The 6,887-nt window shown below is 74.2% G+C and carries 7 protein-coding genes and 1 pseudogene; 5 read left to right on the forward strand and 3 right to left on the reverse strand.

Features of this window, described 5'->3' with window-relative positions:
* The first annotated feature begins 72 nt into the window (after nucleotides 1-72).
* Both ACZ7N4_RS24770 and ACZ7N4_RS24775 read left to right on the forward strand, forming a co-directional pair.
* Nucleotides 73-888 carry an AIM24 family protein gene (locus tag ACZ7N4_RS24770; RefSeq protein WP_471361438.1) on the forward strand — a complete coding sequence of 272 codons (816 nt, stop codon included), beginning with the start codon at nucleotides 73-75 and terminating at the stop codon, nucleotides 886-888.
* Between the two features lie 100 nt (nucleotides 889-988).
* Entirely contained in the window at nucleotides 989-1,615 is a 627-nt protein-coding gene (locus ACZ7N4_RS24775; protein ID WP_471361440.1) for a dihydrofolate reductase family protein, read from the forward strand.
* Between the two features lie 83 nt (nucleotides 1,616-1,698).
* Here the strand turns inward: ACZ7N4_RS24775 and ACZ7N4_RS24780 are convergent, their stop codons facing one another.
* On the reverse strand, nucleotides 1,699-2,085 hold the full coding sequence (locus ACZ7N4_RS24780; RefSeq protein ID WP_471361443.1) for a guanyl-specific ribonuclease: 387 nt from the start codon (nucleotides 2,083-2,085) through the stop codon (nucleotides 1,699-1,701).
* Between the two features lie 136 nt (nucleotides 2,086-2,221).
* Nucleotides 2,222-2,425 carry a hypothetical protein gene (locus ACZ7N4_RS24785; protein ID WP_471361445.1) on the reverse strand — a complete coding sequence of 68 codons (204 nt, stop codon included), beginning with the start codon at nucleotides 2,423-2,425 and terminating at the stop codon, nucleotides 2,222-2,224.
* Nucleotides 2,426-2,624: 199 nt separating this feature from the next.
* On the opposite strand from ACZ7N4_RS24785, the gene ACZ7N4_RS24790 reads away from it, so the two are divergent.
* The 3 genes from ACZ7N4_RS24790 to ACZ7N4_RS24800 all read left to right on the forward strand — a co-directional run bounded on the left by ACZ7N4_RS24790 (nucleotide 2,625) and on the right by ACZ7N4_RS24800 (nucleotide 5,972).
* Nucleotides 2,625-3,878: a sensor histidine kinase gene (locus tag ACZ7N4_RS24790; RefSeq protein ID WP_471361448.1), complete on the forward strand. Its 1,254-nt coding sequence runs from the start codon at nucleotides 2,625-2,627 to the stop codon at nucleotides 3,876-3,878.
* Between the two features lie 156 nt (nucleotides 3,879-4,034).
* Nucleotides 4,035-4,715, forward strand: coding sequence for a response regulator (locus ACZ7N4_RS24795; protein WP_471361451.1), 681 nt, complete (start codon nucleotides 4,035-4,037; stop codon nucleotides 4,713-4,715).
* A gap of 72 nt (nucleotides 4,716-4,787) precedes the next feature.
* Complete coding sequence (locus ACZ7N4_RS24800) at nucleotides 4,788-5,972, forward strand: cytochrome P450 family protein (protein WP_471361454.1); 1,185 nt, start codon at nucleotides 4,788-4,790, stop codon at nucleotides 5,970-5,972.
* Between the two features lie 705 nt (nucleotides 5,973-6,677).
* Here ACZ7N4_RS24800 and ACZ7N4_RS24805 read toward each other — a convergent pair.
* Nucleotides 6,678-6,887 (reverse strand): annotated as a pseudogene (locus ACZ7N4_RS24805) (IS110 family transposase); the annotation flags it as partial.

The following is a 6,887-nucleotide window of genomic DNA, read 5'->3' on the forward strand; positions in this document are numbered from 1 at the left end:
GTACGGACCCGTCTCCCACCCGGACGGACCCGGTGCGGAACTCTTCCGTCCACCTCCCGCGTTGTCTCCCATGTGACCCTTCAGCAAGAGATCGTCGGCAACGCCATGCAGATGGCGGTCGTCAACCTGCGCCCCGGCCAGACCGTGTACTGCGAGGCCGGGAAGTTCCTGTTCAAGACGGTGAACGTCACCATGGAGACGCGTCTGTCCGGCCCGTCGAACGGCGGCGGGCAGCAGCAGAGCGGCTCGGGCGGCGGCATGGGCGGCCTGCTCCGCCAGGCCATGGGCACCGCCATGCAGGTCGGCCAGCGCATGCTCGCGGGCGAGTCGCTCGCCTTCCAGTACTTCACCGCCCAGAGCGGCGAGGGCACCGTCGGCTTCGCGGGCGTCCTCCCGGGCGAGATGCGCGCCCTGGAGCTGGACGGCACGCGCGCGTGGTTCGCCGAGAAGGACGCGTTCGTGGCCGCCGAGTCCACCGTCGACTTCGGCATCGCCTTCGCCGGCGGCCGGACCGGCATGAGCGGCGGCGAGGGCTTCGTCCTGGAGAAGTTCACCGGGCACGGCACGGTGATCATCGCCGGCGCGGGCAACTTCATCGACCTGAACCCGGCCGACTTCGGCGGGCGGATCGAGGTCGACACCGGCTGCGTGGTCGCCTTCGAGGAGGGCATCCAGTACGGCGTTCAGCGCGTCGGCGGCCTCAACCGCCAGGGGATCATGAACGCCGTGTTCGGCGGCGAGGGCCTGTCCCTGGCCACTCTGGAGGGCAACGGCCGGGTGATCCTGCAGTCCCTCACCATCGAGAGCCTCGCCAACGCCCTGAAGAAGGCCCAGGGCGGCGACAAGCAGGGCCCGACCGGCGGGCTGTTCTCCACCCACGCGGGCTGAGCCGGACTCCCACGGACTCGCGCCGGACCGATGAGTCACGGGCGGACGCGGGGTCTGCACCCCTGACAGCAGACCCCGCACCCGGAAGAAGGCACCCGCCATGGGCACGCTCGTCTCCACGATCTTCGTCACCCTCGACGGTGTCTACCAGGCCCCCGGCGGCCCCGAGGAGGACACCCGCGACGGCTTCGCACAGGGCGGCTGGAGCTTCCCGCACGCCGACGGCGACTCCGGACGGTTCGTCACCGAGGTCTTCGCCCGCGCGGGCGGCTTCCTGCTCGGCCGCCGTACGTACGACATCTTCGCCTCCTACTGGCCGAGGGTGACCGACCCCGCCCACCCCGTCGCGGGCCCGCTCAACTCCCTCCCCAAGTACGTCGTCTCCTCGTCCCTCCCGGCACCCGGCTGGTCCGGCACCAGCGTCGTCCCGGGCGACCTCGCCAAGGAGGTCGCGGCCCTGAAGGAGCGCACGGACGGCGAACTGCAGACCCACGGCAGCGGTGTCCTGCTCCGCTCGCTGCTGGACCTGGGGCTCGTCGACACCCTGCACGTGCTGACGTTCCCGGTCGTCCTCGGCGCCGGCCGCCGCCTGTTCCCGGACGGCACGGTCCCCACCCGTTTCACCCACCGCTCCGGCCGCGTCACCGGCTCGGGCGTCTCCGTCCAGACGTACGAACCGGCGGGCAGCCCGGAGTACGGCACCTTCGGCCTGCCCGAGGACGCCTGAACCGGCACCGCGTCCCGCGACGGCCCCGCCCCGCGTTCCGTGAGAGCTGTGGGGGAACGCGGGGCGGGGCGACGGGGCCGGGCTCAGCAGCCGAAGTCGACGAGCCGGAACGTGGCGTAGTGATCGGAGGTGTAGTAGTCCTCCTCGTACGTCCGGCCGGTGACGATGCGGCGCGCTCCGCGCGTGGAGGAGCCCGGCGTGATCACGGTGTACTCGTGGTAGTAGCCGCCGGACTGCCGGGGGAGGACGCCTTCGCGGTTCTGGAAGACGGAGCCGTCCTGGGAGTAGGGGAAGGGACCGCCCTGGTCGATCAGGTCGAGGGTGTCGTGCGCCTGCGAGGGCAGCGCACCGTAGCAGACGCTGCCGATCGCGGCGTCCGCCGTGGTGGCGGAGACGGTGCCGCCGACGAGGAGAGCGGACAGGGCGGCGGCCACGGCGCCGGTCCGGGCGAGGACGTGGGGGATTCTCATGACGTCATGGTGACGCGCGGCAAGAATGGCATGTCAATGACAACCGGGGAGTGTTCGCCGGAACGTCCGACGAGTTCCCGGGACGTTAACCCGGCGGCCGACGGCTCCACGGATCCCCCACGGACCAGCCCCGCGTTCAGCCGGACTTCCGGCTCTCGGCGGCGGCGAACAGGGCCGACGCCAGCACGATCAGCGCGATGCTCGCGTAGAGCTCGTAGCCGTCGAGGACACTCCACTGCCGGGCGACCCCCCAGCCCACCTTGCCCGTGATCTCGTACACCAGACCGCCCGTGCCCTGCACCAGGGCCAGAAACCCGAGGAACTCCAGCAGACGCTTCATGGCACGACTCTCGTCCCGCCATCCGCCCCCGCGCATCGGCCGCGGGGCGAACGCGCGGCGCCGAAAGACCGCGCCCGCGTCGACCGCCGGCGCCGAAAGTCCGCAGGGGTGCGACTTTGGTCGATGATCCCGGGTCGTCCGGTGACGATCGCGGCACGAGAGGACGGCACGGCGCCCCCGGTGCGTAGATTTGCCGACCGTGAGCACTGACGAGAGGGCGCGGACGCCGCAGCGGATCACGGGCCGCCGGTGGCTGTTCCCCTCCGCGCTGATCCACGAACTGGACCCGGACGCCGGCGCTTCCGGCGGCCGGCCCCGGCGCACGGCGCGCGACTGGGTGGTCGACTTCCTCTGCTTCCTGCTGGCCGTGCTCATCGGCCTGCTGAGCGCGGACAGCCTGCGGCACGAGGACCTCCCGTACGGCTATGCCGCCCTCGACCAGGTGCTGGGCGCCCTGGCCTGCGCCGCCGTGTGGCTGCGGCGCCGGTGGCCGGTGGGGCTCGCCGTGGCGATGGTGCCGGTCGCCTTCCTGTCGAACACCGCGGGCGGCGCGGGCGTGGTCGCCCTGTTCACGCTCGCCGTGCACCGGCCCTTCCGGTACGTGGCCTGGGCGGGCGGGGTGTCCGCCGCGCTGCTCCCGGTCTTCTACTGGCTGCGGCCCGACCCCGACGTGCCGTACGCGGGGGCGGTCGCCTCGGGCGTGCTGCTCACCGCCTCGATGGTCGGCTGGGGGATGTTCGTACGGTCCAAACGGCAGCTCATGCTGAGCCTGCGCGACCGCGCCCGGCACGCCGAGACGGAGGCGCGGCTGCGGGCCGAGCAGGCGCAACGGCTGGCCCGCGAGGCCATCGCCCGGGAGATGCACGACGTGCTCGCCCACCGGCTCACCCTGCTCAGCGTGCACGCGGGCGCCCTGGAGTTCCGGCCGGACGCGCCCCGTGAGGAGATCGCGCGGGCCGCCGGGGTGATCCGGGAGAGCGCCCACGAGGCCCTCCAGGACCTGCGGGAGATCATCGGCGTGCTGCGGGCCGGCGAGGGCGAGGAACCCTCCGGCGGACGCCCCCAGCCGACGCTGGCCGCAGTGGACGCCCTCGTCGCCGAGTGCCGGGAGGCCGGCATGAAGGTCACCCTGGACCACCGCGTCGCCGACCCGGGCACCGTACCCGCGTCCGTCGGCCGCACCGCCTACCGCATCGCCCAGGAGGCTCTGACCAACGCCCGCAAGCACGCCCCCGGCACGGAGGTGACGGTCCGTCTCGCCGGCACCCCCGGCGACGGCCTGACGGTCACGGTCGCCAACCCCGCCCCGCCCGCCGACGTACCCCCCGTCCCCGGCTCCGGCCAGGGCCTGATCGGCCTCACGGAACGCGCCACGCTCGCCGGCGGCCACCTGCGCCACGGCGTGCTGCCCGACGGGGGGTTCGAGGTGCGGGGGTGGCTGCCGTGGCCGTGACCCCGCGGACTCCCGAGGACCCTGGGGCCGCCGTCACCGGACACCGCCCGTCGCGGACACCGCACGCGGGCGTGCCCGCCCGCCGGCGCGGTCCGGCCGTAACCCCGTCCCGCACGCGCGTGTGTGCCACGCCCCACCCGTGATTACGTAACCCTCATGACTGCGACGCCGATCAGACTCCTCCTCGTCGACGACGACCCCCTCGTCCGCGCCGGTCTGGCGCTGATGATCGGCGGGGCAGAGGGCATCGAGATCGTGGGGGAGGCGGCCGACGGGGCGGAGGCCGAGGACGTCGTGCGGCGGGTCCGGCCGGACGTCGTGCTGATGGACATCCGGATGCCCGCGGTGGACGGCATCACCGCGACACGGCGGCTGCGCGCGCGGCCGGACGCCCCGCAGATCGTGGTGCTCACCACCTTCCACGCCGACGAACAGGTGCTGCACGCCCTGCGCGCCGGAGCCGCCGGTTTCGTACTGAAGGACACCCCGCCCGCCGAGATCGTCGACGCCGTGCGCCGCGTCGCCGCCGGCGACCCGGTCCTGTCGCCCGCCGTCACCCGGCAGTTGATGCGGCACGCGGCCGGCACCGCCGCCGACTCCCGGCAGACCCGCGCGCGCGAGCGGCTCGCCGTCCTCAACGAGCGCGAACGCGAGGTCGCCGTCGCCGTCGGCCGGGGGCTGGCCAACGCGGGGATCGCCGCCGAACTCTTCGTCAGCGTGGCCACCGTCAAGGCCCACGTCTCGCGTATCCTCGCCAAGCTCGGCCTCGACAACCGGGTCCAGATCGCTCTGCTCGCCTACGACGCGGGGCTGTTGGACGGCGACGCCGGGCACTAGCCGGGCGCCGTGCGCGTTGTCCGGGTACCGGCGGCCGTCCGGGACCTCGGGGCTGTCCGTAAGGGGGAGGACATGGAACCAGTGATCGACCTGACGGAGTGCGGCGACGCACTCCGCCGGGACCCGCACCCGGTCTACGCGCGACTGCGTGAACAGGGGCCCGTCCACCGGGTCCGGCTCGCCACGCCGGGCGGATCCTGGGAGACCTGGCTGGTCGTGGGGTACGAGGAGGCGCGGGCCGCCCTCGCCGACGCCCGGCTGGCCAAGGACACCGCCAAGATCGGCGAGGTGCCGCTGGACGAGCAGCTGATCGGCAAGTACCTGCTGACGGCCGACCCTCCGCAGCACACGCGCCTGCGCGGCCTGGTCGCGCGCGCCTTCACCATGCGCCGGGTCGAGCAACTGCGCCCGCGCGTCCGGCGGATCACCGACGAGCTGCTCGACGAGATGCTGCCGCACGGCCGCGCCGACCTCATCGACGCCCTCGCCTACCCCCTGCCGATCACGGTCATCTGCGAGCTGCTCGGCGTCCCCGAGATGGACCGCGCGGAGTTCCGCAAGCTCTCCACGGAGGTCGTCGCGCCGACCGGCGAGGACAGCGAGCGGGACGCGACCGTCCGCCTCGCCGAGTACCTCACCGAGCTGATCGAGGACAAGCGCCGGGCCGGGCCCACGGGCGATCTGCTGAGCGACCTGATCCGCACCACCGCCGAGGACGGCGACCGGCTCTCCGCGCAGGAGCTGCGGGGCCTGGCCTACCTGCTGCTCATCGCCGGCCACGAGACCACGGTCAACCTCATCGGCAACGCCGTCCTCGCCCTGCTCACCCACCCCGCACAGCTCGCGGCCCTGCGCGCCGACACGACCCTCCTCGACGCGGCGGTCGAGGAGACGCTGCGCTGGGAGGGCCCGGTGCAGAACGCCACCTACCGGTACGCCGCCGAACCGCTGGAGATCGCCGGCGCCCGGATAGGGCGGGGCCAGGGCGTGCTGGTGGGCCTCACCGCCGCCCACCGCGACACCGGGCGGTACGCCGAGCCGAACCGCTTCGACATCCGCCGCGACACCCGCGGCCACCTCGCCTTCGGCCACGGCATCCACTACTGCCTGGGCGCGCCCCTGGCCCGCCTGGAGGCCAGGATCGCGCTCGGCACCCTCCTGGACCGCGCTCCCGGCCTCACCCTGGACGGCGAACCGGGGGAGTGGCTGCCGGGCCTGCTCATGCGGGGCGTCAGAAGCCTGCCGGTGCGCTGGTAGCGGACGACCCGGGCCCGGGCCTGCGGGGTACGGAGCCCCTCCCGCTGTGACGGCGGACGGTCCGGGCCCTGTGCCGCGGGGGCGGCGGAACCCCGCTCGTGCGCTGGCAGCGGACGGACCGGGCACCGATAGCGGGGGCCGGGAACCCGCCGGCGCGGCGGCAGCGGCCGCACCGGATCCGGGGCGGCGTCCGACGGGGCCCCCGGAGCGTCCGGCGGGGGCCTGGGCGCGTACTGGATTCCGGGGCCGTCCGACGGGGGTCGGGGGCGGACCGGATTCGGGCGGCGACCGTCGGACCCCGGGGGCGTCCGACGGGGGCCGGGGGCGGACTGCATCCCGGGGGTGTTTGACGGGGGCCGGGGGCGGACTGGATGCCGGGGGTGTTTGACCGGGTCTTGGGGGCGTCCGACGGAGGCCTGGGGGCGACCCGGTCCTGACCGGACCCTGGGGGGCGTCCGGCGGGGGCCTGGGGCGCGATCGGATCACCGTGCGGGGTCCGGACCGGACCCCGGGGGGCGTCCGACGGGCCTGGGCGCGCAGCGGATCCGGGGGGCGTCCGACGGGGCCTGGGAGCGACCCGGCTCGACCGGACCCTGGGGAGCGTCCGACGGGCCTGGGCGCGCAGCGGGTCCCGGAGGCGTCCGACGGGGCCTGGGAGCGACCCGGTCCCGACCGGACCGCGGGGGGGTGCCTCTATGTCCTTCGTCAAGCGAGGCGTGGGGTTCGGGGTTCGTAGAAGGTTCCGTCGCGGAGCATGGCGAACAGGACGCTGATGCGGTGGCGGGCGAGGCGGAGGAGGGCCTGGGTGTGGGTTTTGCCCCGGGCTCGGCAGCGGTCGTAGTAGGTGCGGGAGGGGGGATCGTGGAGGGCGGCGAACGCGGAGAGGAACATCGCGCGTTTGAGCTGGCGGTTCCC

The sequence above is a fragment of the Streptomyces sp. NPDC107654 genome (genome assembly GCF_055639035.1).

Bases quoted from the DNA above. Each gene is read 5' to 3' on its own strand.
- ACZ7N4_RS24785 (WP_471361445.1), bottom strand. From the start codon at position 2,425: ATGAAGCGTCTGCTGGAGTTCCTCGGGTTTCTGGCCCTGGTGCAGGGC.
- ACZ7N4_RS24775 (WP_471361440.1), top strand. From the start codon at position 989: ATGGGCACGCTCGTCTCCACGATCTTCGTCACCCTCGACGGTGTCTAC.
- ACZ7N4_RS24780 (WP_471361443.1), bottom strand. From the start codon at position 2,085: ATGAGAATCCCCCACGTCCTCGCCCGGACCGGCGCCGTGGCCGCCGCC.
- ACZ7N4_RS24800 (WP_471361454.1), top strand. From the start codon at position 4,788: ATGGAACCAGTGATCGACCTGACGGAGTGCGGCGACGCACTCCGCCGG.
- ACZ7N4_RS24795 (WP_471361451.1), top strand. From the start codon at position 4,035: ATGACTGCGACGCCGATCAGACTCCTCCTCGTCGACGACGACCCCCTC.